This is a genomic window from Pseudomonas sp. ATCC PTA-122608 (genome assembly GCF_001952855.1).
In the GTDB taxonomy this organism is placed as follows: domain Bacteria; phylum Pseudomonadota; class Gammaproteobacteria; order Pseudomonadales; family Pseudomonadaceae; genus Aquipseudomonas.
This window is the reverse complement of record NZ_LPNO01000024.1, coordinates 187,108-212,630: the sequence shown is the minus strand read 5'-3', so window position 1 is coordinate 212,630 and position 25,523 is coordinate 187,108. Positions and strand designations below refer to the sequence as shown.

Here is a 25,523-nt window from a genome sequence, read left to right as displayed (position 1 = left end):
GGCGATTACAAATAAGGAAGCTTCCTGATGGTCCGCTGCACACCACCAGTTCACCTGAATGCCCGGGCGCCACGTGCCCAGACAGTCCTGCGCCTCAAGCCGCTGGCCCAGGCCATTGCCTTGTTGATGGTGGCGGGTAACGCCCATGCCGCTTCGGCGGCGTTCAGTTCCGGCTGGTTTGCCGACAAGGGCGCTTCCCAGGCAGCCACGGCGGCACGTCTTGGCGCCGGGCAGGTCCCGGGGATTCCGGCGTTGAATCAACAAGCGAAGGTCAACCAGCAGCTGGCACGGTCCATCAGCACCTTGAACAACAGCGTGGCGGCGATTGCAGCCCAGCAGGCCGCCCAGGCGGCAGGTCGGCAGGCCGCGCTTGGCCAGGTCTCGACGATTCCCGATGGCCTCGGTAAAGGTGGCCTGCAGGTCGACAACAGCCTGACCCAAGGCTGGGTCAATGCCAAAGGCCCGACCCAAAGCCAGTCCGGCGGCAAGACCACGGTGAGCATCGAGCAGACCGCTGACAAGGCGATCCTCAACTGGGAGACGTTCAACGTCGGGCGCAACACCACTGTGGATTTCCAGCAGCAGTCCAACTGGGCCTTGCTCAACCGGGTCAACGATCCCAACGCACGCCCCAGCGAGATCCAGGGCCAGATCACCGGCGCCGGTACCGTGATGATCATGAACCGTAACGGCGTGGTCTTCAGCGGCACCAGCCAGGTCAACGTGCGCAACCTGGTGGCCGCCGCCGCCAACATCACCGATGAGCAGTTCACCCAGCGCGGGATCTACGTCGACATCAACGGCTCGCAGCCGACCTTTACCGATGCCGCCGGCAAGGTTGAAGTGCAGCGTGGCGCGCTGATCCAGACCCACACCCCGACGCTGTCCACCGACTCCGGCGGCTACGCCTTGCTGTTGGGTTCCGAGGTCGAGAACGCCGGCACCATCATCACCGCCAAGGGCCAGACCACCCTGGCCGCCGGTGACAGCTTTTACATTCGCCGTGGCGTAGGGACCTCGGGTAACCAGGGTTCCACCACCCGCGGCAACGAAGTGGCCACCAGCCTCAAACCGGGCGGCGGTGCGGGCAAGGTGAGCAACAATGGGCTGATATTGGCCTCCACGGGTGATATCACCTTGACGGGGCACCAGGTGCAGCAAAACGGTGTGGCCCTGGCCAGCACTTCGGTGGACACCCGAGGCACCGTCCACCTGTTGAACTCGGTCACCGATACCACGGGCAGCGTGACCCTGGGGCAGGGCAGCACCACTGCCATCCTTCTCGATAACACCGGCAACACCGCGCTTAACAGCCAGCGCGACAACGGCCTGATCAACCTCGACGGTCGCCCAGACCCGGTCAATATGGCCACCGGGCGGTTCAACAACTTGAGCACGGTGAGTGACCGCATCGACCAGTCCCGGGTCGAGATCGTCAGCGGCGGCAGCGTGGAGTTCAAGGATGGCTCGATCACCCTGGCCACCGGCGGCCAGGTCGCGGTCACGGCCGGCCAGCGCAGCCTGGTACGTGACGGGGCGATGATCGATGTGTCCGGCGCGGTGGGCGTCAAGGTGTCGATGGAATCCAACAACATCAAGATCAACGTCCAGGGTAACGAGCAGCGCGATGCGCCGGTCAACCGTGAAGGCGGGCAGTTGATCAACAACGATGTGTGGGTTGACCTGCGTGAACTGGTGTTTGTGCCGGCGGGCACCAACGGTTACGCCACCGATCGTTGGTACACCGCGGGTGGCCTGCTGGAAGTCGGTGGTTACCTCGGCACCCAAGGGCATAGCGTCAGCGAATGGATGGCCCAGGGCGGTACGCTGACGTTTACCGGCAAGGAGGTGGTGACCGAGCAGGGCGCCCAGTTCAATCTGTCGGGCGGCACGATTGATGTGCAGGATGGCTACATCCGGCAAAGCTGGCTCAAGGGCCCTGATGGCCGCCTGTATGAACTGTCCAAGGCGCCGGGGGACATTCTCTACTCGGGTTTCTACAAAGGCTTTGAAGACACCAGCGCCCGCTGGGGCCGTACCGACCATTACTACAACCCGCTGATTGCCGCGCAACAACGCTACGAGGCGGGTTACACCGTAGGCCGCGATGCGGGCAAGCTGGTGATCGGCACCACCAGTGCGGTGCTTGAAGGCCGCTTGATCAGCGACGTGTTCCAGGGCGATCGCCAGATCAACACCCCGACTATCAACATTGACGGCTATCAGCAGTCGCAGAAGGCAGCCGCACAGCGCGCGCAACTGATCATCGGCAGCTACACGCCAGTGTTCAATAAAAGTACCGGCACCTTGCGCTACAACCTGAACCCGGTGACCGGCGAAATTCTGTTCGAATCCGGCGCGCAAAAAATCGCCGATGGCCTGGACCTGGGCACGGCCTTGCCCGCTGACCGCCAGGGCAAGGTGATTCTTGACAGTGACCAGCTCAACGGCTTCGAACTGGGCGCGATCAAAGTCGCCGCCACACAACAGGTCAACGTCAACGGCGCGCTTAAAGTGGCCGATGGCTGCGACATCACCCTGTTTGCACCGCGGGTGACGGTCAGCGCCAATCTGACGGCGAACGGTGGCAGCATCAATGCGGGCAACCTGCTTAACCAGCCCGACAGGGATCGCGGCATGGCCGTGGGCGATGTGTACCTGCTGCCAACGGCGGGCAATCAGGCCTGGGTCAATGTGGCCGAAGGGGTCAAGCTGGACGCTTCCGGGCGCTGGAGCAACCTGGCGCAGGACGGCGTCAACAACGCCAGCGCGGCGTATCTGAATGGCGGCAAGGTCTCGCTGCGCAGCACCGGCGACCTGCAGCTGGCGGCAGGCAGTGGGGTGGACGTGTCCTCCGGGGCCACTATCGGCCTGGACGGCAAGGTCACCGGCGGCAAGGGCGGCAGCGCGACCCTGACGGCCTTGAACACCCTTGAGCTGGGCAGTGAGATTCGCGGTTACGGCGTCAACGGCGGTGGCGCGCTGGCCATACAGGCGCGCAAGGKGCAGATCGGCGACAACGCGAGTTCGCCGGGCGACGACACCCTGCACCTGGCAGGGGACTTCTTCAATAAAGGCTTCTCGGCTTACGACATTACCGGCAACGAAGGGCTGCTGGTCACTGACGGCACCCGGGTCGAGGTGTCCATGCCGGTCTACCGATTGGGCGAACAGGCGCTGTCCACCCCAAGCGGCAGCGACCCGACCACGGCGCTGGAACGCTGGACACCCGAGCTGTATCAGCAGGACGCCGTCAAAGGTGTGTTGACTCAACGTCGTGGCGCGAGCCTGAACCTCAGCGCCGGTACGACGAATGCTTCAGGCGCGCTGGCGGCGACCACCGCCCTGAACGTCGGCAAAGGCGCGGTGATTAATGTGGACCCCGGCCAGGCGATCAACCTGCGCAGCATCGGCCAATTGACCGTCGACGGCACGCTCAATGCCTGGGGCGGCACTGTGAGCCTCGCGGGCTTGAGCAACACTGAGTCCTCACAAGTCGAGGGCAACGGCCATGGCCGTTCGATCTGGATCGGCGAACAGGCGGTGATTGACGTGGCCTCGCGGGCTGTAACCGCTGTCGACAATCGTGGCGGCGTGTATGGCCAGGTACGCGATGGCGGCAAGATTACCGTCGGTGGCGATATCGATCCGGCCACCGGCATCGCCAAGGCCAGCGACCTGTTTGTGGTGGTGCGCGAAGGTGCACGCCTGGACGCCTCCGGCAGCCAGGCGCTGCTCGATGTTCCGGGGCAGGGCCGCACGCGGGTGGCCAGCAACGGCGGCACTCTTGCGTTCGCGTCCAACAACGGCCTGTACCTGGACGGCAACTTCGTGGCCAATGCCGGTGGCGCCGGCGCGGCGGGCGGGCGTCTGGCGCTGGCACTCGAGTCGCCGTTTTACTTGAAGCAGCACGTCAAAGACCGTGTGCTGCTGTTACGTGAACTGGTGATCAACCAGCAGCATCAAGCCACCGCGTTGCCCGACACGGCAGAAGCGGCGGCAGACTCATTGATCTACGGGCACGGCGCACTCGGTATCGACCAGATCCAGGCCGGTGGTTTTGACAACCTGACACTGCTGGTGCGTGGGGCGCTGAATCTCGACGGCGCTGCCTCGCTGCACATGGGGCAAAGCCTGCAGCTGTATTCCGGCGGTATTGGCCTGACCCGCGACGCGAACCCGACCTCGCAGATTAATCTCAGTGCGCCGCACGTGCTCCTCAGCGGCTTGCTTGAGCCGGACAGGTCCGGGATGGAAGCGTGGACCCGGGCGAACATCGGCGATTCTTCGCCGACGTTTCGCAGCCAGGGCTTGTTGACCGTCGACAGCGACTTGCTGGACATCCGCGACCGCTTCACCTTTGGTGCCGATCAGGGCTTCGATCGGGTTCGGCTCAACAGCAGCGGCGACCTGCGTTTTCTCGCCGGGCGCGATGGCGGCAATACACCCAGTGGTTTCAGCACCGTCCTGAGTTCAGCAGGCGACATGACCCTGCGCGCCGCGCGTATCTACCCGGGTTCCGAGATCAAGGCCCAAGTGCTGGTAGGCAGCCTCGGCAACAACGGCAATCAACTGATCTTCGACCCGACTCGCACCCTGACGATCGAGAAGGTCGGCGATGACAACGGCGTTGCCCCGGACTCGGTATTCGGGCGCCTGCAACTGGGCGCTGCCACCATCAGGCAGGGCGGTGTATTGCGTGCGCCGCTGGGGTTGATCGAACTCGGCAACCTGGGCAGCACCAAGGTCGAACTGCTGCCCGGCAGCCTGACTTCGGTCAGCGCCAAGGGCCTGGACCTGCCGTATGGCGGCACCGTGGATGGCCAGGTTTATCGCTATAACGGCAAGACCGTGGTCTTCACCGGGCAGGGCGGGATCGGCGCTACCAACGGTGGAGAACTGTCGGTCGGGGTGATTCTGGGGGGCAAGTCGGTGGACGTATTGCCCGACGCCACGCTGGACCTGTCCGGTGGCGGCGAATTGCTGGGGGCCGGCTTTATTTCCGGGCGCGGCGGTTCTACCGATGCGCGTTTCAACCCGCTGGTGCAGTTCGGGGCAAAGGGTGGTTTCACCTTGCCGGGGCTGGGTACAAACCCGGTCTATGCCATCGTGCCGGGGGTTCAATCAGGCTATGCACCCGCCACTGGCGAAGCCGGCGCCAGTACGCCGCTGGTGGGCCAGCAGATCACCATCGGTGCTGGCGTTCCGGGCTTGCCGGCAGGCACTTACACCTTGATGCCGTCCACCTACGCCTTGAAGCCGGGGGCGTTCCGGGTTGAGATCAACGGGCTCGCCGCCCAGGGCAGTGACGGCAGCACCACGCTGATGCGCAACGGTTCGTGGTCGATGGCCGGGCAACTGTCGATTATCAACACCGGTATTCACAACAGCGTCAACAGCCAGGTGATCCTGACCTCGGCCGACACCTTGCGCCGCTACTCGCAGTACAACGAAACCAGCTACGCCCAGTTCGCGATAGCCGACGCCGCGAGGCTCGGTGTGCCACGGCCGATGCTGGAAGTGGACGCCAAAACCCTCAAGCTGGGGTTTTACGGCGGCGGGGGCAAAGAGACGTTCTCGTTCCAGGGCATTGGCAACTTTGAAGCCGCCAAAGGCGGCTACGGCGGCACCGTGGGGGTGATCAACCTGGGCGGTGATACGGTCGAGAGCCGAAGCACCCAGATCGTTGATGCCAATAATCCCTTGGCAGCCTACGAGGGCCTCACGCTCACCGCCCAAAGCCTTAATAGTCTGGGCGCCAAACGCCTGGTTATCGGTGGCCTGCCCCAAGTGGAATATGGGCGTAACGGCAATATCATCAAGTTCCCCTTTGGTGCCAACGCCGCGGGCAATGGGGTCACCCTGCGCAGCGGTGCAACCCTCTCGGCACCGGAAGTGATCATGGTATCGGGCCGCGGCGATATCGTGGTTGAGCAGGGCGCGTCGATCAGTACGCTGGGGCGAGGTGCGGCGATCTATGACGCCCGTGACGGTTATGTTTACCAGGGTGTGCCGAGCATGTTGGCCGTGTCCAATGGCCTGCTCAATGTGCTGCCTTACGTAAACACCGGTGCCAATCCTTCGGGCGGTATCAAGATCGGTGTGTGCCCGAGCGGCAATTGCTCGGGCCAGACCACGCTCTATTCCGAGGGCAGTATCGTCGCTGCAACCGATACAGCGCTGCAGTTGGACGACCAGGTGCGCTACGGCACGCGTCACCTGGCGCTGGCCCTGAGCAATATCAACGTCGGCAGCGCGGCGGGGCTGGCCGATGCCGCCGCGCGCAACGTGCTGCCATCGGGCCTGACCCTCAACCAGCAAGTGCTCGAACGCTTGCTGCGCGGTGACACCCAATCGGGTGCCCCGGCCCTGGAAACCCTGCAACTGTCGGCCGGCCAGGCGTTCAACTTCTACGGCACCACTACCCTTGATACCTACGATTCGGTGACCGGCAAGTCGTTGCTGAGCAACCTGGTGCTGTCGACGCCGGCGATCTACGGGGCGGGCAATGCCGATGATGTGGCGACCATTCACACCGCCAACCTGATCTGGCAAGGCGCCAAAGGCGCACCGGGCGCAGTGATTGCTGACGGCGCCGGTCATGGCAGCGGACGCCTGGATATCAAGGCCGAGCGTATCGAGTTCGGTTATGGGGCGTTTGCCCAGCGCGATACCAACACGGTCTTTGATCGCTTGGTACTGGGCTTTACCAACGTCAACCTGAATGCCAGCGAGCGGATCACGGCCAACCACAAAGGCAGCCTGTCGGTGTATCAACGCCAGGGCGCGTATGACCCGGTCAGCGGTTTTGCCTACAGCGGCGGTAACCTCAACATCGTGACGCCGCTGATGACCGGTGAAGGCGGTTCGCTGAACCGCATTACCGCTGGCGGCACGCTTGATGTCGCAGGGGCTGCCGACACCCGTGGTGCGGTCACCGGCTACGGCGGCGAACTGTCGTTCAAAGGGCAAACCGTCCGCTTGGCGACCGCCGTGGTATTGCCCAGCGGCAAGGTCACGCTGCAAGCCACTGACGATCTGGTGTTGACCGATGCAGCGTTGCTCGACGTGGCCGGTCGTGCGGAGGTGTTTAACGACATCACGAAATATGGCGCAGGCGGCGATGTGCTGCTGGACAGCCGCAACGGCAATATCCGCCAGGCGGCGGGCTCGACCATCGACCTCTCGGCCAGGTACAACCAGGGCGGCAAATTGCGCGCCGTGGCGGTGAATGCGGCGGGCGGGTTGGTCGACCTGCAAGGCAAGATCCTGGGAGGCAGCAGCGGTTACTACAACGCCGGTGGCACCTATGTGCCGTATCAAGGCGGGGTTGTGGAAATCCAGGCCCAGCGCCTGGGCGCCAGTGGCTCGCTGGATCAGCCATTTGCCGCACTCAACCAGCGCCTGAACGAGGGCGCCGTGTTCGGCGGGCGCAGTTTCCAGCTCAAGCAAGGCGACCTGACCATCGGCAACGGCCTCAAGGCCAACACCATCAACGTCTCGGTAGACAACGGCAGCCTGCGCGTCAGCGGGCGGGTGGACGCCAGCGGTGAGCGGGTCGGCAGCATCAACCTGGCCGGCAAAAACGGCCTGACCCTGGACGGCAGCGCGGTGCTGGATGCCCACGGCAGCCAAGTGCGGGTCGACAGCTACGGCAAGATCATCGACTCACCGAACCGGGCGATGGTGGTACTGGGTTCCGGCAGCGGACAACTGACCCTGGCCGATGGCGCGACCATCGACCTGCGTCACGGCACGGCGGGCGCGGCAGGCAATGACGGACGCAATCGCGGCACCCTGGAATTGAATGCGCCGCGCATCGACAACAATGACATCGCCATTGATGCACGAGGCAACCTGACGATCAAAGGCGCGCGTGCGATCACCCTCAACGGCATGGTGACTTACGACGACGCGCCGCTGATGACCGACCCGACCGCCAGCGGCAGGCCGTACCAGGTCATCGACCAGGCGTATCTGGATGCCAAGCACGTGTTGAGCACGGCTTTTATCAACGCCGCGTTGCAAAACACCAACCTGCTGAGCAACAAGCTGGCGGGTTTGAACAACGCCACTTACGCCGACGCTTTCCACCTGCGCCCGGGCGTGGAGATCATCAGCAAGACCCCGGACGGCGACCTGGTGGTGCAGGGTGATGTCGACCTTTCCGGTTATCGCTACGCCAGCCTCAACCCCAACACACAGAAAACCTCGGTGTACGGCTCGGGCGAGTCCGGCAGCCTGACCTTGCGGGCCGGCGGCGACCTGAACATCTATGGCAGCATCAACGACGGCTTCTCGCCGCCACCGGAAACGATGAATGACAAGGGCTGGCTGTTGTTAACGGGCCGGGACTTTGCCGGCGGCGAGATCATCGTGCCAGGCAATGGTGTGGTCTTGGCCGATGGCACCACCTACCTGGGCGGCTCGGTGCTGAACTACGACTTGCCGATCAAAGGCATGACCGTCGTCGCCGGCACTCGCCTGCCCACACGGGCAACGCTGGCCCAGGACCTGACCTTGCCCGCAGGCACCGTGCTCGCGGCAGCGGTCCTCGATGCTTCAGGCAATGTGCTGTTGGCGGCCGGTACGCTGTTGAACCAACCCTATGCCCTGCAAGCGGGCGTGCAACTGGAAGCCGGTAGCTTGCTGACCCAGGCCACCCAACTGCGCGCCATGACCTGGCCCAAAGGCGTGCCGTTGCCGGGGTTGAGCGGGGCGCTGGACGGTGGCCAGAATGTCGTCACCCTTGATGGCGACATTGCCCTGGCGCGTGGCGCGCTGATTCCGGTGGGCACCGACGTCAAGCTGGTGGGCGGGGTGGGTTCGATCGAGTTGCGCCCTGAAGTGGCCGGGCGCCAGGGGAAACTCTGGGCCATTGCGCCGATGCTGGCCGAAGGTTCGCAATCCTGGTCATTGCGTCTGGTGGCGGGGGCTGACACCGAGGCTGCGGACAGTCGCCTGCTCCAGCCTGACCCGAGCAGCGGCACGCTGCGCTTGGCCGACAGCCACTACGGCATGTTCGCCAAGGAAGTACCGCCCAAAGGCGTGCTGGTGTGGACCGCTTTTGCGGTCGAAGACCTTGCCAATAACGGCGTGGAAGTCAAGGAAGGCGACCCGGTGGATCAAGCGATCCTCGATCAATTTGGCCTGGGTTCGGTTGCCGATTTCTGTAGCAGTAGCCCGGAATATTGCTCGGCCAAAGCGGGGTTTGCGTGGAGTCAGGAGGCTGAAACAGCGCTGGCTGAGCAAAACATTATTGTTAAGGCCGGAACGGCGATGGATGACGCCTGGATGCTGGAGATGACAGGCCAGACAGTGGCGCAATTTTGCCTGGATACACCGTCGTTCTGTGTGGCCCTGAGCGCCAAGGAATACGCGCCGACCCCATCAAACTCGCTGTTCAGCGTGGTGCGTACCGGCACCGGTGACCTGGAACTGCTGAGCGCAGGCAACCTGAGTGTGAACTCGACCTACGGTGTGTACACGGCGGGCACCTCGTCCACCACCACTGAGGCGGGTGACCCTTTCAACCAACCGCGAGCCCTGGCGGGCACCACCACGGTACTCAAGGATCCCAACAGCTACTTCGAACAGTTCGTCAACGGTGGCAGCCAGAGCCTGTACCGCGCCTGGTACCCGGAGGCGGGCGGTAACCTGACGCTGAACGTCGGTGGCAACCTGACCGGCCAGCTGGATGCCGGTGGTCTCTCAGTCCCTTCGCGCCCAGACCCTTATGACGGCGGCAGCAATACGGCCGATGTCGGCAACTGGCTGTGGCGCCAGGGCAGCGGCAATCTGGCAACCGGCGGGCAGGCCCAGCCTACGGCGTGGTGGATCAACTTTGGCACCTACACCAACATCGCCGCTGACAACCTGATTGGCTTCACCGGTTTCGGTACCTTGGGCGGGGGCGACCTGGACGTAAACGTGGGCGGCGATGCGGGCTCGTTGAAAATCCCGAATTTTGTGGGGGACGTCACCAACAAACGTACCCAGGGCCTGGTGCTGGCAGTCGGCAGCACCGGCCGGGTAAGCAGCGACGGCACCCTGCAACTGACCGGTGGCGGTGACATGCGGGTGCGCGTCAGAGGTGCGCTCAACCCTGTCGCTACCCTGGAGGTTCCCGACAGCCGTAACGGCGTGCTGGTGAATACTCGCGGCAATGTGCAAGTGCAGGCCGCCAGCATCGGGCGTATCGACTTGCAGTACAGCACCACTAACCAGGTGCCCGGCGAGGTAAGGGCGGTTGAGCCTCTGCGCTCTAACCGCAGTACGCCACAAGGTGGGCTGACCCTGGTGGCAGGCGATTCCACGTTCAGCTTGCATACCCTGGACGACCTGGTGCTGCAGACGGTTGAAGATGCCGGGCGTGTGCGCCAGTACAACCGCTCGGCCTTCAGCCGTGACGGGGTGAATGGCGGCTCCAGCAGTTGGTTCACGTTGTGGACCCCCAACACCGCCATCGATCTGTACGCCGAAGGCGGCAACCTGACGCCGTTTGTCGGCGCTGTGACCAACACGGATTTGGCGGTGGTCTATCCATCGATCGTCAGGGCGACTGCGGCCAGTGGCAGCCTTTACTACGGCAAGGCCGCCACGCTCAATGATGTCGCCGGTTATCGCTATCCGCTGCTCCTGGCCCCCGGCCAAAACGGGCAATTGCAGTTCCTGGCGCAGGACTCGATTTACGCCGGTGGTTTTACCGTCACCCAATCCGGTGCGGCACCGAGCAGCATGGCCACCCCCTGGAATCCAGCCATTGTTGCCACCCTCGGCACGCAGAACTACGGCAATACGTCCAGCACGGGCAACTACAACACCTACGGCAATCAGGGGCTGTCGCTGTTCGCTTTCGGCCCGGGTACAGCGTCTGAGCCGTTGGGCAACACCGCTGATCCGTCACGTTTCTACGCCCTGACCGGGGATCTGGTTGGCGTCAGCAGCGGCCGGATCATTGGTTTCAATAACGCGAATCTGCCCCATGCCGGCGAGACCTGGTACGAAGGCAGCCGGCCGGTGTGGATGATGGCCGGGCGCGATATCGTCAGCAGCGGTGCCAACCCCAACGACAACGGCGAGATCAATCCGGGTGTGCTCGCCACGGGCAACCTGTTCGTCCACAACAACAAGACCGACCTCTCCATCGTTTCCGCCGGGCGCGACATTATCTACAGCAGCTTCAACATCGCAGGGCCTGGCGCACTGGAGATCACGGCCGGGCGCAACATCGTGATGGACGACAAGGTCAGCGTGACCAGTCTCGGCCCGATCATCGCCGGCGACGTGCGTCCGGGCGCAAGCATCGTGATGCAGGCCGGTGCAGGTGCCAACGGTGCGGATTACCGGCGCTTTGTGGCGGCTTACCTCAACCCGGCGAACCTGATTGCCGTGGGTGAACCGCTGTCGGCATCGGGCGGCAAGGTGGCGAAGACCTACGAAAACGAACTGGTGGCGTGGCTGGTCGAGCGCTTCGGTTTTGCCGGTGACAGCGAGCAGGCCCTGGCGTACTTCATGCAATTGCCCGCCGAGCAGCAACGCGTGTTTGCCCGTGAGGTGTACTTCGCCGAACTGCAGGCGGGCGGGCGCGAGTACAACGAGAGTGGCGGTGTACGGCAAGGCAGTTATGCCCGGGGGCGGGCAGCGATTGCGGCACTGTTCCCGGAGAAGGACGTGGCCGGCAACACCATCACCTACCAGGGCGATATCCGCCTGTTTGGCGGGGCGGGTGTACACACCGACTTCGGTGGTTCGATCCAGATGCTCACCCCGGGCGGTAGCCAGACCTTCGGTATCGAAGGCGTGGCACCGCCGGCTTCGGCGGGCGTCATTACCCAGGGCACGGGCAACATTCAGCTGTATTCCCTGGGCAGCATCCTGCTGGGCCAAAGCCGCATCATGACCACCTTTGGCGGCTCGATCATGGGCTGGTCCGGCGAGGGCGATATCAACGCCGGTCGCGGTTCCAAGACCACCGTGGTGTACACGCCGCCCAAGCGTGTCTATGACAACTGGGGCAACGTGACCCTGTCGCCGGCGGTGCCGAGTACCGGGGCGGGGATTGCCACGTTGAACCCGATCCCGGAAGTGCCGGCGGGGGATATCGACCTGATTGCGCCGCTGGGCACCATCGATGCGGGCGAGGCGGGGATTCGGGTCTCGGGCAACATCAACATCGCCGCGTTGCGGGTGGTGAACGCGGCGAACATCCAGACCCAGGGCAAGTCATCCGGGGTGCCGGTGTCGGCGGCGGTGAATACCGGGGCGATGAGTTCCGCCAGTGCGGCCGGCGCAGCGGCGTCCCAGGCGGCGGAGGATGCGGCGCGCAGCCAGCAGGCGGCGGCCAAGCAGGGCCGGGCGTCGATTGTCACGGTGGAGGTGTTGAGTTTTGGCAGTGAGCCGGTGCAGCGCGGGCCCCAGGAACAGCAGAAGACCTCGGGCTACAACCCCAACAGCCCGGTGCAGGTGCTCGGTGCCGGGCCATTGAGTGACCAGGCGCGGGCGCGGTTGACCGATGAGGAGCGTCAGCAGATCAGTTTGTAGTGTTAGAAACGGACCTCTCGTTGTATTTGGGGCGATCATTGATCGCCCCTTTTTTATTGGCTGTCTTTGTAGGAGCGAGCTTGCTCGCGAAAAACCTGAGAGCGCCGCGTTGAATCAGGATGCCAGTGTCATCGTTAACGATCTTCGCGAGCAAGCCCGCTCCCACATTTGGACCGTGCCCGCTTTTGATTTGGCTTTTGCTCTAAAACACTCAAGCCGGCCTGTAGGCCGCTGTGCCCTTGATCTGCTTGTGATCTTGATCTTAGGCGCCCCGTTAAACCAGGCTCCAAAGCCTTCGTTCGGGCACACCGAGCCCAAGCGAGGTGCCGAGTGGTGGGGCAAGAGCCCTTTTGGTTACTTTTGGGGCTCTTTTCCAAAAGTGACCCGCTGTAAGAGCGGAACCAATACCCGCCATCACCCAAATAACGGATATACACCCAGCAGCGAACTTGCTCGCGAAAAACCTGAGAGCGCCGCGTTGAATCAGGATGCCAGCGTCATCGTTAACGACCTTCGCGAGCAAGCTCGCTCCTACAGAAGGCCTTCAGGGTTGGTCCTTGAGGGTCTGGAAGGCTTTCACGCGCTTGACCAGGCTTTTCTTGCTGGCCGAGTCGGCGCTGTTGAACAGGAACGAAAAGTCCGAGGCCAGCGTGGAGCTGCCGGCGATGGTCGCGTACTGATGACAGGCGTTGCAGTTATCGCCCTGGACGTAGGTCTCCAGGGTGGTGTTGGCCACCGGTACGTTGCCCTCGCTGATATACGGCCCGTAGGACAGCGGCACCGGCGCACCGACACCCGGTTCCGGTTGGATGGGCGGGTTGGGGCTGAGGGTCCAGAGTACGTTGATCAGTTTGTAGTACTGGAACACCGACTTGCCCTGGCTCTGCTGGGCGAAGTTGGCCTGCACCGCGCCGTTCAGGGCCTGCAGTGCGGTGGGCAGCGGATGTTCCCGGGTGGTCTGCACGGGCGCATCCCGTGGAAACGGCTCGGTGCAGTCGCGGTCGGGATGCTGCTGTTTGCACTGGATACGCGCCACGTTTGGCGTGCATTCGGGGCCGGTACCGCAGTTGGGGTTGTTGAAGGCAAAGCCGTCGGGCGGCGTCTGTTGTGGCGGCACCTGGTTGGGTTCCGGCACGTTGTCCACCTGCTCGAAGGTGGTCCAGATGAAGTTGGGTGAGGCCTGGGTCTTGTTGATGATGTGCAGGCCCACCAGGCCCACCACTTGCTGGGTGCACTGCAAGGTGGCCGGGTTTTTCAGCCAGGCGACGGTGGTCAGGTAGCGTCCGTAAAGCTCGGGTTTGCCAGTGAGGATCCGCCACGCCGCCTTGACCTCCAAGGCCCCCAGTTGCTCCTGCGGCACCGGGTTGGTCGGCAGCGAGCGCATGGGTTCACCGATAGGCAGGGAAAGCCCGCCCGGGTTCTGGTTGTTGAGGTTCTGCGCCACTGTCAGCTGGTTGGCTGCGTCGTACAGGCCTTTGCTGACGATGTAGTCGAACTCGGCCTTGCCCACCTTGCGTTCAAAAAACACCAGGTTCTGCGACTGGTCCGTCAGCCAGCCGCCGGAGGCTTCCATGATCGGGTCCGGAATCGAGGCGAGGGTGCCGCTGGACAAGTGAAAACCATGCCGGGCGTTGATCGCACTTTCGGAGGTGGCGGTCATGAACTTGCGCGCACCCACCGACATCGCCTTGAGGCTGCCCTGGGTGCTGCAATTGGACGGCACCAGGGTTTGCACGCCCCAGCCGGTGGGCGCGGGCGCGCCCGGCAGGAAGATATCGTTGGCGTCCTTGTAGCTGGCCCATACCGGCGCCACGCTCATTGGCTGGCCGGAGGCGGGCGGTACACCGAATTGCGCCGGGGTACTGTTCATGTCCGGCTCACCCGCGAGGGCGGGCGTGGCGGGCCAACCGGGATTCACCGGCCAGTTCAGGGCAATGAACAACTGCCAGCCAAAGCAATTCATAAAGCTCTGACCGGTGGCGTTGAAGTTGTTGACCGGCAGGAATCCGCCGCTTTTCGGGTTGAACACCAACTGTTGCTGCACGCAGGCGTCGGCGTCGGAAGTGGGGGATGCGTAGGCGGCCTGCATGGCGAACAGGCTCAGCACCACACTGGTCAGCAGCGATAAAACACTCAAGCGTAACCTGGACATCATCGCGTTCCTTGCAAGCAGGTGAAGCCGCACCCTTGGGGGGGCGGCTGATGGGCGGTATCAGTCAGGCGCCAGGCACCAGCGCCAATCCGGATTCCCATGGGTGTTCCGTTGCGCTTGGGTTATCGGCTTCGCCCGGGTTGAGCGCGCGCACCGTCACCAGCCCCGGTGCGGCAGTGGGGCTTACGGTGATGGTCAGCAGGTAGCCCTGGGTGCCACCGGAGTTGGTTTGCCCGGGGATGGCCGAGGCATCCGGCAGGAACTGGGTGACCTGCGCCGTCACCCCTGGATTGGAAAACTGCACCCGCGCCGTCTCGGCGGTGGTCTTGAGGTCGGCGCCTTGCACCACCAGGGCAAACTGCCCGCTGGTGCCGGGAGCGAGCCAGGCCGGCAAGTCGGTAGGCGACTGCCCGTAGAACAGATCCACCGGCAGCAGTTGCACCGGCCAGGGTTGCACGCCGTTGACCCGATCCGTCACGCAAGGGCACGAATCCGGCGTCGGGCTGATCGGCGTGGTGGTCACACTCAGGCCCACCAGTAACTGCTGGGCAATCACCCACACATAGTCGATCGACTGGCCGCTGATGGTGATGTCGTTGATCGAGAACCCGGCGCTGACCGGCACTTCAAACACTGCTTGCAGGATCTGGTCGGAGCCGTTGACGGCGGATTTGGCGGCACCACGGGTAATCTTCCAGTACTGGCTGACGTCCTGGCCTTGCGGGCCTTTCCACGCCGAGAAGTCGGTGGGTTGTTGCAGGTACAGGCCGATGGGATTGGTCAGGGACAGCCGGTTATTCACCGCCACGCCGTTGGCCGAGAAACCGATATGCGGGTCGGAGTTGCGGTAGTTCTGCCCGTATTGCGCGCAGCAGATCAACGCCTGGGAATTCTGGCTGCTGCTTACCGGCCGCAGAATGGTCGCGGCGGCGGCCAGGTACACCTCGGCACTCAGGGTGTTGGGACCGGAGGTCAGGTGCATCGCACCGCCGTATTGGCCAGGTACGCAGGCGGTGCCGGCGTTCCATTTGTTGACGGTGTCGTAAGCCGGTTGGCCGGTGGTGGGGTCGATGACCGGATCGCCGGTTTTGCCGGTCGGGCAGTCGGCGGTGTAGCGCAGGTAGAGGTCTTCGAGTTGCACCTGCGGGTCGATGTAGTCGCGATACAGCCCCAGTACCGCATTCGGATCGATGCGCCACATGGCCAGGAAATACGCCGGGTTTTCGCAGGTGAAGGTGATCTTGCGCATGTTGCCGTCGGCATCACGCACGATGGACCACTCGCAGTATTCGTCAAGCCAGCCACGCGGGCCAGATGGCGAGAAATCCTTGTACTTGCCTTGCCAGTCGATGCTGGGGCAACGGGTGGCGGGCAATTGCAACAGGGTGCCTTGCTTGTTCGGATCGTAGAGCGTGTAGAGGGTGTTGTTGAGGGTGATCTGTCCGTTGTCGGTCAGCTCCATCACCTGTTGCAGGGTCATGGCCTTGCCGCCCAATTGCGGGATTACCGCAGTGCCGTTGTTGTAGAAAAACGTCCATAGCCGGTTGGGGAAGGGCGCCCAGGTGATCGCCGGCAGGGTGGTGGGGCCGTAGCCTTCCACCAGCGGGTTGTAATAGCCCGAGCGCGGCGCGTCATACAGGCCCGACCACGGGTTGCCGATGATCGCGGACTGGGTCCAGCCGGTGAGGTCGTTGTTCCAGTCGGTTTCAAACTGCGGCAACTGGTTTTCCAGGCCCAGCTTGTTGTAGTCCTTGGGTGCCTGCCCGGCGGGGGAGGTGAATTGTTTGAAGGGCGTGCTCATGGCGATTCTCCAGGTGTTGTGTGGGTGGAAGCAGCGCAGCAACCGGCACTGGGGGCAGGGCCGGTCATGGCCTGGCGCGGGTCGTCCCACACCAGTTGGGCGATAAAGCCTGGCAGCGGCGCGTACTCTTGCGGCGTCAACACCCGGGCACTATCGAGATGGGTTACAACCACGGACAACTGGGTAGTGTCGGTGGGAAGAAGGTTCAGCACCCTGGCATTGCGCGCGGCATTCAACGCGCGGGACACGCCGTGGGTGATGCAACGGCCCTTGTCATCCACCAGGCCCATGCCGATGCGACTGAAGCGCCCGACATAGTGCGGATTGTCGGCACTCACCTGCTGCGGTGTGGCGTCGGGCTGGTTGAGGAATACGTCGATCAGGTAGGTGTCGTGGGTGCAGCGCACATGGTCGAACACCACCCACGGCCCGAGCCCGGCCGCGTTGCCGGTGGCCGGGGCGGGTACCGAACTGTGTGGGCAGCACGCCTTCGCAGCGGCCTTGGTCGCACCAAACTGTGGGGCGACGGGCGTGCCGTAGTCGTAGCCGATATGGCGGCTGTCCTGGGCCATATCGCCCAAGGTGGTATAGCGCCAGGCATCCGCGCTGGTGAACGTGACGGTGCTGGCCCCACTCCCGGCAAACGGCTGCAGCAGGCACTGGGTGGTGTACTGCGCCGCCGGGTTGGCACGGATCCACACTTCCAGCATCCGGTCGATATTGGCGTGGTAGGAACTGAACACCGGGTCGAATGCGGTGTAGGCGTTGTCGGCCATGTCACCGCCGATCCAGCCGTGATAGTTGTCGTGGGGCTGCTCGTAGAGCCCATCGAAATTCAGGGCGCGGTTGGGGTACAGGTGGTCTTTTTGCGGCGGGTCAAACACCGGAATATTCGCCCATGGATAACCCGGTACACCTTGAGGCTGGCTGAACGAGGTGAACTTCAGCGCATCGACCACTTGCTGCTGGAAAATCCGGCTCATGGCATACAGCTCAGTACGCTCACGGCGGAAAGGCTCGCCTTGGGTATAGAACAGCGGGTTGCGCTGCACGAAGCGGCAGTCCACGCCGTTGACATCACCCCTGGCACACACCTTCGAGCTGCCGTCCTTGGCCGCCGCATAGCGCAGCGGGTTCGGCCGCACTTCACCGGTGTGCGGGTGTACGTAGGTTTCATCGAGAAACGCCTGGGGCAAACCGGCCTGGGGGCTGCCGTCGACACTGGCGTCTTCGGCCATCCAGTCCCAATAGGGAATCGCGCAGTCGATCAGCGCTTCGAGGTACAGCAGATAGGCCCGATGCCACAGGGCAAACGCTTCCTGGTAATGCAGGCACCAGTTGGTATGGATGTAGGCGTAGCGCTGCCAGGGCGAGCCGCTGTCGGGGTCGGCGACTTGCATCACATCATCCAGGCGCGAGCGGTACAGGTTCAGTTGTTCCTGTGTCAGGGCGCGAATGTCCTGACGTACCCGTTTGACCGGGTGGGGCAGGTCGGGCGGGGGAATGCGCTCGGCGACATCGAACGGCGAGCTGGGGGTCAGGCGCCAGCCCTGGTTGACCCACAGCCTGAAGGTTTCCAGTGCGTCGATGGGCCAGAACTGCTGCTGGTCGAGAGTCAGCGGCATGCTGCGGGAGGCCAGGTGCTGGTAGATGGTTTCGGACCAGGTCTTGACCGAGGCGGGGTCTTCGAGGAATACGAAGTAGGCGTTCATGCAGCCCACCCATGAGGCGGCGACGGCGGCGCGTTGGGCGGGCGGTATCCAGTATGGGGCGCTGAAGAGGCCGTGGATGTCGGTGGCCCATGTCGGTTTCGCGACTATCATAAGATCCCTCTCATGCCGCCCCAGTGCCTGATTTGGCTGGGCTGCTAAGCTGGATTGATGTTAGTGCGCCGCTGCGCAGGATTTGTGCAAATTGGCGGGTGTTTACGGTGGATTCATTGCAGTTTTTTCAAGGAAGATATGGAAAAAATGACAGACGCCATGGATTTGAAGATTCTGGGGAAGTTGCAAAGGGATTGCTGCCAGAGTCTGGAGTTGTTGAGTGACAGTGTGGGGCTGTCGTCGACCAGTTGTTACCGGCGTATCAGGCGGCTGGAGAGTGTCGGGATCATAAAGGCGAAAGTGGCCGTGCTGGATGAGCGCAAGCTTGGGATTCAGGTGACGGCGTTCTTTTTGATTAAGCTTGATAGGGACAGTAATGATATCGACCGCAAGATGCAGCATATCCTGGCGAGTCATCCGGAGATCCAGGACTGTTATTTGCTGACCGGGGAGTTTGATTTTGTGATGGTGGCGAAGTTTCGGGATGCCACTGAGTACACTGATTATATCTATCGGTTTTTAGACATTTATCGGGATATTCCGATTCGTACTTATTCGTCTACTTTGGTGGTCAGGACGGTTAAGAAGTCTTATGAGTTGCCGTTGCCCTTGTCGGTGCTGTGATCGGGTGTATATCCGTTATTTAGGTAACGGCCACCTATGGTTCCGCTCTTACAGCGGGTCACTTTTGAAAAGCGCAAAAGTAACCAAAACGCTCTGCCCCGCCTGTCGGCGCCTCGCTTAGGCTCGGCGTTCCCTCACTTCGGCATTGCTCCGCGGGCCGCCGCGACGGGCCATCCATGGCCCGGCGCGGCTAAACCGGCGTCCTGCCGGTTTACCCGCTCCTCAATACCTACGTTCGGCCTCGGGCTGAATGGGGCAGTCAGATCAAGATCAACAGCAGATCAAAAGCAGAGCACAGCGGCCTACCGGCCGGCTTGAGTGTTAAAAGCCAGATCAAAAGCCAGAGCGAATGCAGAGCTGTTTTTCTGTGGGAGCGGGCTTGCTCGCGAAAAACCAGAGGGCGCCGCATTCATCCGGAATGCCCACGTCATCGTTAACGACCTTCGCGAGCAAGCCCGCTCCCACATTTGGACCGCGTTCGCTTTTGCTGTTGCTCTACAACACTCAAGCCTCCCGGCCGACTTGCTTCTCTGTAGGAGCGAGCTTGCTCGCGAAAAACCTGAGACCGCCGCGTTGAATCAGGATGCCCACGTCATCGTTAACGACCTTCGCGAGCAAGCCCGCTCCCACATTTGAACCGCGTTCGCTTTTGCTGTTGCTCTACAACACTCAAGCCTCCCGGCCGGCTTGCTTCTCTGTAGGAGCGAGCTTGCTCGCGAAAAACCTGAGACCGCCGCGTTCATCCAGAATGCCAGCGTCATCGTTAACGACCTTCGCGAGCAAGCCCGCTCCCACATTTGGACCGTGCCCGCTTTAGCTTTTGATTCTGCTGTTGCTGTTGCTTCACCACACTCAAGCCGGCCTGTAGGCCGCTGTGCTCTTGATCTGCTTTTGATCTTGATCTCAGGCGCCCCGTTAAACCACGCTGGCCGAACGTAGGCAGTACGGAGCGGGTAAACCGGCAGGACGCCGGTTTAGCCGCGACGGGGCAGGGACGCCCCGTCGCGGCGGCCCGCGGAGTAATGCCGGAGCTGAGGGCACACCGAGCATTAGCGAGGTGCCGAGTGGTGGGGCAAGAGCCTTTTGGTTACTTTTGGGCTCCTTTCAAAAGTGACCCGCTGTAAGAGCGGAACCAATAGTAGCCGTAACAAAACCAACGGATATACCCCCAACCCCCCCCCGCCCAAAAAAGAAGCTTTTATGACAAAAGTTCGGTAGCCCCCGGTGCCCCCAGTCTTGGCTATGTAACGCGCTCAACACCGCCAAACAGGCGATTTCAGAGCCGCAAGCAGGATGCCAGGAGTGGGGCGAATGGGAACTATGGAACGTTACTCGAAAGTCGGCATGCAGGAGCTCGACCAGCGCCTGTCAAAGATCGTCGAAGCCGCGCGCAAAAAACCGGTCTCGGTCTACCGCTATGGCGCACCGTGGGTATGGATCGTCTCCCAGGACGACTGGCAAGGCGCCCTCAAGGAAGTCTCCAGCTACATTCCCGCAGGCCATTCACTGGTCCTGCTGCGCCCGCAGATCGACGAAATCCTCGACCACCACCGCGACCTGCTTCAGGCCGAACCCGGCACCCAGATCGCCCCCCAGACCCTCTTGCAGATCCTGCTGCTGCAACTCCTGTACTCGGTCCCCAACGAACAGCAACTGCACGAACAACTCAACTACAACCTGCTGTTCCGCTGGTTCGTCGGCCTCGACCTGAACCAGAAAGTCTGGGGCATCAACCTCCTGCAACGCGACATCGCCACGTTCCTGAATAACCCGCAGGCGGTGCAGCTGATCCAGAAAATCATCGGTGAAGTGTTCTGTGGCGCCTTGCTGCACATGCCGGAGTTCTCCCTGAACTTCGCCCTGCTGCACACCTGGCTCGCCCGGCACGGCAACACCTCGATATCCAGCAATTGAACAGGCCAAACGCCGGGCAAACGGCGACGGCACTCATTCTTAGTAAACCAGGGGGCGGTGTGGAGCATCTGTTCAAATCAACGCTGGCGCTGTGCTGGCTGACGCTGGGCGCACTGGCGCAACCCGTGCAGGCCGAAGAGCAGGGCGCACAGCCCGAAACTCCGGCGCGGCTGGTGGACGTCAACGAGTACTTCGTGCGCGGCAATACCGTGCTCGATGCCCGCGCCATCGAAGAGGCGGTGTACCCGTTTCTCGGCCCGCAAAAGACCCTCGCCGATATCGAAGGCGCCCGGGATGCCTTGCAGAAGATCTATCAGGAACGCGGCTACCAGTCGGTGTTTGTCGAGCTGCCGGAGCAGAAGGTCGATGACGGTATCGTCTACCTGCAAGTCAGCGAAACCAAGGTCGGCCGCGTCCGCGTGGTAGGCGCCAAGCACTATTCACCGGTGGAAATCCGCGAGGAAGTGCCGGGCCTGAAGGAGGGCGCAGTCCCGGATTTCGCCAGCGTGCAAACCCAACTCGCCGGCCTCAATCGTGGTGTAGGGCGCCAGGTCACGCCGTTGGTACGCGAAGGCCAGCGCCCGGGCACCATGGACGTCGACCTGCAGGTGGAAGACCAGAACCCCTGGCACGCCAGCCTCGGCCTGAACAACGACTACAGCGCCGACACCAAGGAACTGCGCAGCGTTGCCACCCTGGGTTACGACAACCTCTGGCAACTGGGCCACAGCATTTCCCTGACCTACTTCACGGCGCCCCAGGACAGCGACAACGCCAAGGTCTGGTCGGGCTCCTACACCGCGCCGTTGAGTGATCGCTGGAGCCTGCAATTTTCCGGTTATCAGTCCGACAGCAACATCGCCACCATCGGCGGCAGCAACGTGTTGGGCAAGGGCCATTCTTACGGTGTATCGGCGATCTACAGCCTGCCGGCCAGCGGCAACTGGGCCAACTCGTTCTCGGCCGGTGTGGACTTCAAGGACTTCAAGGAACAGATGAAGTTTGGCGGCAGCACGGACGATATCCCGCTCAAGTACGCCCCGCTGACCTTCGGCTACAACGGCTATCGCTACACCGAGCAATCGCAGTTGGGGCTGGGCTTGAGCCTGGTGGTGGGCACCCGTGCGTTTTTCGGCTACGGCAGCGACGCCGAAGAGTTCCAGTACAAACGCGACCAGGCCAGCCCGAGCTTTGCGGTGCTCAAGGGCGACCTGAATTACACCTACACCTTCGGCAATGACTGGCAGTCGGCGTCGAAGGCCGGTTTCCAGTTGGCTTCGGGGCCGCTGGTGTCCAACGAGCAATATTCCGCCGGCGGCGCCACGTCGGTACGCGGTTATCTCGCCGCCGAGCGCACCGGTGATGAAGGTTACCTGCTGTCCCAAGAGCTGCGTACGCCTTCGCTGGCCAAGTTCCTCGGCAGTTATGTGCAGGAGTGGCGCTTCTACGCGTTTGCCGAAGGTGCGCGCCTGCGCCTGCATGACCCGCTGCCCGAGCAGGAAGACGAATACAGCCTGGCCAGTGTCGGCCTGGGCACCCGTGCCAGTTTGAGCAAGTGGTTGTCCGGCAGCCTGGATTGGGGCTACCCGCTGCTCGACGGCCCAAACACACAGAAACAGGACTCGCGACTGCACTTCAGTGTGCAGGCGACTTTCTGACCCTTTTTTTCGGAGACTGCTGACATGCAACGCCTATTTCTGAGCCTGTTGATCTGCCTGGGCTTCGCGCTCCCGGCCACCGCCCATGCCTGGTGGCAGGACGATTGGCACTACCGTAAACAGATCACGGTGGACACCCCCTCCCAGGGCGCGGCCATCAGCCAGGCCCTGGGCCGCACCGCGTTGCTGGTGCGCCTGCACACCGGCAATTTCACCTTTGACGGGGTCAAGGACGACGGTGCCGACCTGCGCTTTGTCAGCGCCGATGACAAGACCGTGTTCAACCACCAGATCGAAAGTTTCGACCCGCTCATGGGCATGGCGCTGATCTGGGTGGATGTGCCCAAGGTCGAAGGCGGCCAGCGCCAGGACCTGTGGATGTACTACGGCAACCAGAAGGCTCCGGCCACTGCCAACGGCCAACTGACCTTCGACCCGAACTACACCGCGCTCTACCACTTCGACGGCGCCAACGGCACGCCGCCCCGGGACACCACGGCCTACGGCAACACCGCCGTGAACGCCACCGGTGCGAGCATCGACGGGGTGATCGGCCGCGCGCTGCAGTTCAGTGGCCAGCCGTTGCTGCTGCCGGCGAGCCCGTCGCTGCAACACGCAGCGGGCGGTGCGTTTACCTTCAGCGCCTGGCTGCGCCTGGACCAGGCCAGCGGCGAGCAACTGGTCATGGCCCGTCGCGAGGGCACCCATAGCCTGTTGCTGGGCTTGAACCAGGGCATGCCGTTTATTGAAATCGACGGCCAGCGCGCCGTCTCGACCCAGCCGCTGAACCCGGGCCAATGGCAGCACCTGGCATTCACCGCCGAGGGCGACAAGGTCTCGCTGTACGTCAATGGCCGCGAGACCGCGACCCTTGCAGTGGCAATGCCGGCGTTCAATTCGCAACTGGCGATCGGTGCCGATTTGCCGGAAGCCGCCAGCGGTCACCTGCCGTTTACCGGCGCCATGGACGAGCTGCGCCTGTCCAAAGTGGCGCGCCCGGCAGCTCTGTTACTGGCCGATGCCACAGCCCAGGGCGCCGAGTCGAAACTGGTGGCGTATGGCGTGGATGAAGAACAGTCGGGCTTCGGTTTCGGCAGCCTGGGCTTCCTGCTCAAGGCCGTGCCGGTGGACGCCTGGGTGATCATCCTGGTGCTGGTGGGGATGATGTTTCAGTCGTGGTTCATCATGATTCGCAAGAACCGCCAGGTCAGCCGCGTGAGTGCCGCCAACGATATCTTCCGTGAGCAATTCGCGCAGATCGGTACGCGCCTGGAGATGTACTACGACGATGCCGTGCTGGCTGAGCGCCTGACCCATTCCTCGCTGTGGCGCCTGTATCGGGTAGCGGTCAAGGAAATCCGCACTCGCCGCGCCCAGGGCGCCGACACCTCGTCGGTCTCGGCAGCCACCATCGAAGCCATCCGCTGCTCCATGGACGGCGTGCGCACCCGGGAAAACCAGCAGCTCGGCGCCAAGCTGTCGACCCTGTCCAACGCCATCGCCGGTGGCCCGTATATCGGCCTGCTCGGCACGGTGCTGGGGATCATGGTGGTGTTCCTCGGCACGGCAATGGCCGGTGACGTGAACATCAACGCCATCGCCCCGGGCATGGCGGCGGCCTTGCTGGCCACGGCCATGGGCCTGTTTGTCGCAATCCCGGCGCTGTTTGGCTACAACCGCCTGATTACCCGCAACAAGGAAGTCAGCGCCGACATGCGCGTGTTCGTTGACGAGTTCATCACCCGCCTGGCGGAGATGCATGGCGAGAGCCAGCACAGCGAAGCGGCGCACCGTCGCGACCACCACGCCCACGTACCGGCCTGAGGAGAATCAGCATGGCTTCCGTGAATGCCTCCCACGACGATGACGATGATGCACCCGTCGACAGCATCAACATCACGCCCCTGGTGGACGTGCTGATGGTGGTGTTGGTGATGTTTATCCTCACCGCCACCGCCCAGGTCTCGGGGATCCAGATCCACCTGCCCAAGGCCAGCGCTTCGGTGTCGTTGTCCGAGGCCAAGACCAAGGCCATCTCGGTGAACGATGGCGGCCAGGTGTTTCTCGACGCTTACCCGGTGACATTGCCGGAGCTGGAGGAACGCCTGCGCATCGAGAAAGCGCTGAACCCGGACTTCCCGGTAATCGTGCGCGGCGACGCCATGGTGCAGTACCAGAAGGTCATCGAAGTGCTCGACTTGTTGCGTCGCCTGGAGCTGTCCCAGGTCGGGCTGGTCACCGGCAAACCGAGCCAGGGCTGAGCCATGACCGCACAGATGCCGATCACGCCGACGCCGCTCAAGAACAAGCCGCCGTTGCGCCCGCTGAAGTGGGGCGTTGGCCTGCTGCTGGCGGCCGTGGCTGCCTGGTTTCTCTGGCAGTGGGCCAATGACATGAGTGGCGTGCGCCGTGAAGCGCCCAAGGTGCCGACGATTATTCCGTTGCCGCCACCGCCACCACCGCCGCCGGAAAAACCCAAGGAGCCGGAGCCCGAGGTGCAGGAGAAAGTCCCCGAGCCGGAGCCCACCCCAACCCCCGACGAAGTCAAACCCGAGGAGGAAGCGCCGCCTTCACCGGTGGACGACCTGGCCAACCCGATGCAGATCGACGGCGATACGCAGTCCGGCAATGACGGTTTCAACATCGGTGCCGGCAAGGGCGGCGGCATGGCCGGTTCTGGCGGTGGCGGCCTGGGTACCGGGACGTTCAAGCAGTACCTGGCCGGGGTGTTCCAGCGCCTGCTGCGGGAAGACCCGGAGCTGCGCAAGAAGGCCTACACGGTGCAGGCCGACCTGTGGCTGAGCGCCGACGGCGAGGTGACCCGCGTGGAGTTGGCCAAGTCCAGCGGCGACGCCGAGACCGACGCTCAGGTGTTGGCCGCATTGCGCGCCACACCGCGCCTGAAGGAGCGCGCACCCGCGTCATTGACCCTGCCGGTACGCCTGTCCCTCAAGGGCCGGCGCCCGGATTGATCGAACCCTTTTTTTGCAGTTTTCTACAGGAGTTGT

The 25,523-nt window shown here is 63.0% G+C and carries 10 protein-coding genes; 7 read left to right on the top strand and 3 right to left on the bottom strand.

All coding sequences use genetic code 11. The features are described from left to right. Window positions 1–27 precede the first annotated feature (27 nt). Window positions 28–12,543 (top strand): filamentous haemagglutinin family protein, encoded by a 12,516-nt coding sequence (locus tag AU074_RS21030; RefSeq protein WP_076016358.1) that lies wholly within the window; start codon window positions 28–30, stop codon window positions 12,541–12,543. A 544-nt stretch (window positions 12,544–13,087) separates the two neighbouring features. Here AU074_RS21030 and AU074_RS21020 read toward each other — a convergent pair. The 3 genes from AU074_RS21020 to AU074_RS21010 form a co-directional block, all read right to left on the bottom strand. Continuing rightward, window positions 13,088–14,695: a hypothetical protein gene (locus AU074_RS21020; RefSeq protein WP_076016356.1), complete on the bottom strand. Its 1,608-nt coding sequence runs from the start codon at window positions 14,693–14,695 to the stop codon at window positions 13,088–13,090. 64 nt (window positions 14,696–14,759) lie between these two features. Continuing rightward, the gene (locus AU074_RS21015; RefSeq protein WP_076016355.1) at window positions 14,760–16,496 is read right to left on the bottom strand and encodes a hypothetical protein; all 1,737 of its coding nucleotides are present in this window, start codon (window positions 16,494–16,496) and stop codon (window positions 14,760–14,762) included. Further along, on the bottom strand, window positions 16,493–18,319 hold the full coding sequence (locus AU074_RS21010) for a tyrosinase family protein (protein WP_076016354.1): 1,827 nt from the start codon (window positions 18,317–18,319) through the stop codon (window positions 16,493–16,495). The genes AU074_RS21015 and AU074_RS21010 overlap by 4 nt, the downstream gene beginning before the upstream one ends. 138 nt (window positions 18,320–18,457) lie before the next feature. Between AU074_RS21010 and AU074_RS21005 the strand changes: the two genes are divergently transcribed. The 6 genes from AU074_RS21005 (at window position 18,458) to AU074_RS20980 (ending at window position 25,487) form a co-directional block, all read left to right on the top strand. Then, the gene (locus tag AU074_RS21005; RefSeq protein ID WP_173860396.1) at window positions 18,458–18,943 is read left to right on the top strand and encodes an Lrp/AsnC family transcriptional regulator; all 486 of its coding nucleotides are present in this window, start codon (window positions 18,458–18,460) and stop codon (window positions 18,941–18,943) included. A 1,320-nt stretch (window positions 18,944–20,263) separates the two neighbouring features. Next, complete coding sequence (locus AU074_RS21000; protein ID WP_076016353.1) at window positions 20,264–20,857, top strand: transposase; 594 nt, start codon at window positions 20,264–20,266, stop codon at window positions 20,855–20,857. A gap of 113 nt (window positions 20,858–20,970) precedes the next feature. Next, window positions 20,971–22,515 (top strand): ShlB/FhaC/HecB family hemolysin secretion/activation protein, encoded by a 1,545-nt coding sequence (locus AU074_RS20995; RefSeq protein ID WP_371916639.1) that lies wholly within the window; start codon window positions 20,971–20,973, stop codon window positions 22,513–22,515. 24 nt (window positions 22,516–22,539) lie between these two features. Further along, window positions 22,540–24,339 carry a DUF2341 domain-containing protein gene (locus AU074_RS20990; RefSeq protein WP_076016351.1) on the top strand — a complete coding sequence of 600 codons (1,800 nt, stop codon included), beginning with the start codon at window positions 22,540–22,542 and terminating at the stop codon, window positions 24,337–24,339. Between the two features lie 11 nt (window positions 24,340–24,350). Then, on the top strand, window positions 24,351–24,776 hold the full coding sequence (locus tag AU074_RS20985) for a biopolymer transporter ExbD (protein ID WP_003211540.1): 426 nt from the start codon (window positions 24,351–24,353) through the stop codon (window positions 24,774–24,776). Window positions 24,777–24,779: 3 nt separating this feature from the next. Then, a complete protein-coding gene (locus AU074_RS20980) occupies window positions 24,780–25,487 on the top strand; it encodes an energy transducer TonB (protein ID WP_076016350.1) in 708 nt (235 codons plus the stop codon). Window positions 25,488–25,523 lie beyond the last annotated feature (36 nt).

Coding starts and splice junctions, on each gene's coding strand:
- AU074_RS20985 (WP_003211540.1), top strand. CDS start 24,351: ATGGCTTCCGTGAATGCCTCCCACGACGATGACGATGATGCACCCGTC.
- AU074_RS21020 (WP_076016356.1), bottom strand. CDS start 14,695: ATGTCCAGGTTACGCTTGAGTGTTTTATCGCTGCTGACCAGTGTGGTG.
- AU074_RS21010 (WP_076016354.1), bottom strand. CDS start 18,319: ATGATAGTCGCGAAACCGACATGGGCCACCGACATCCACGGCCTCTTC.
- AU074_RS20980 (WP_076016350.1), top strand. CDS start 24,780: ATGACCGCACAGATGCCGATCACGCCGACGCCGCTCAAGAACAAGCCG.
- AU074_RS21005 (WP_173860396.1), top strand. CDS start 18,458: ATGGAAAAAATGACAGACGCCATGGATTTGAAGATTCTGGGGAAGTTG.
- AU074_RS20990 (WP_076016351.1), top strand. CDS start 22,540: ATGCAACGCCTATTTCTGAGCCTGTTGATCTGCCTGGGCTTCGCGCTC.
- AU074_RS21000 (WP_076016353.1), top strand. CDS start 20,264: ATGGAACGTTACTCGAAAGTCGGCATGCAGGAGCTCGACCAGCGCCTG.
- AU074_RS21015 (WP_076016355.1), bottom strand. CDS start 16,496: ATGAGCACGCCCTTCAAACAATTCACCTCCCCCGCCGGGCAGGCACCC.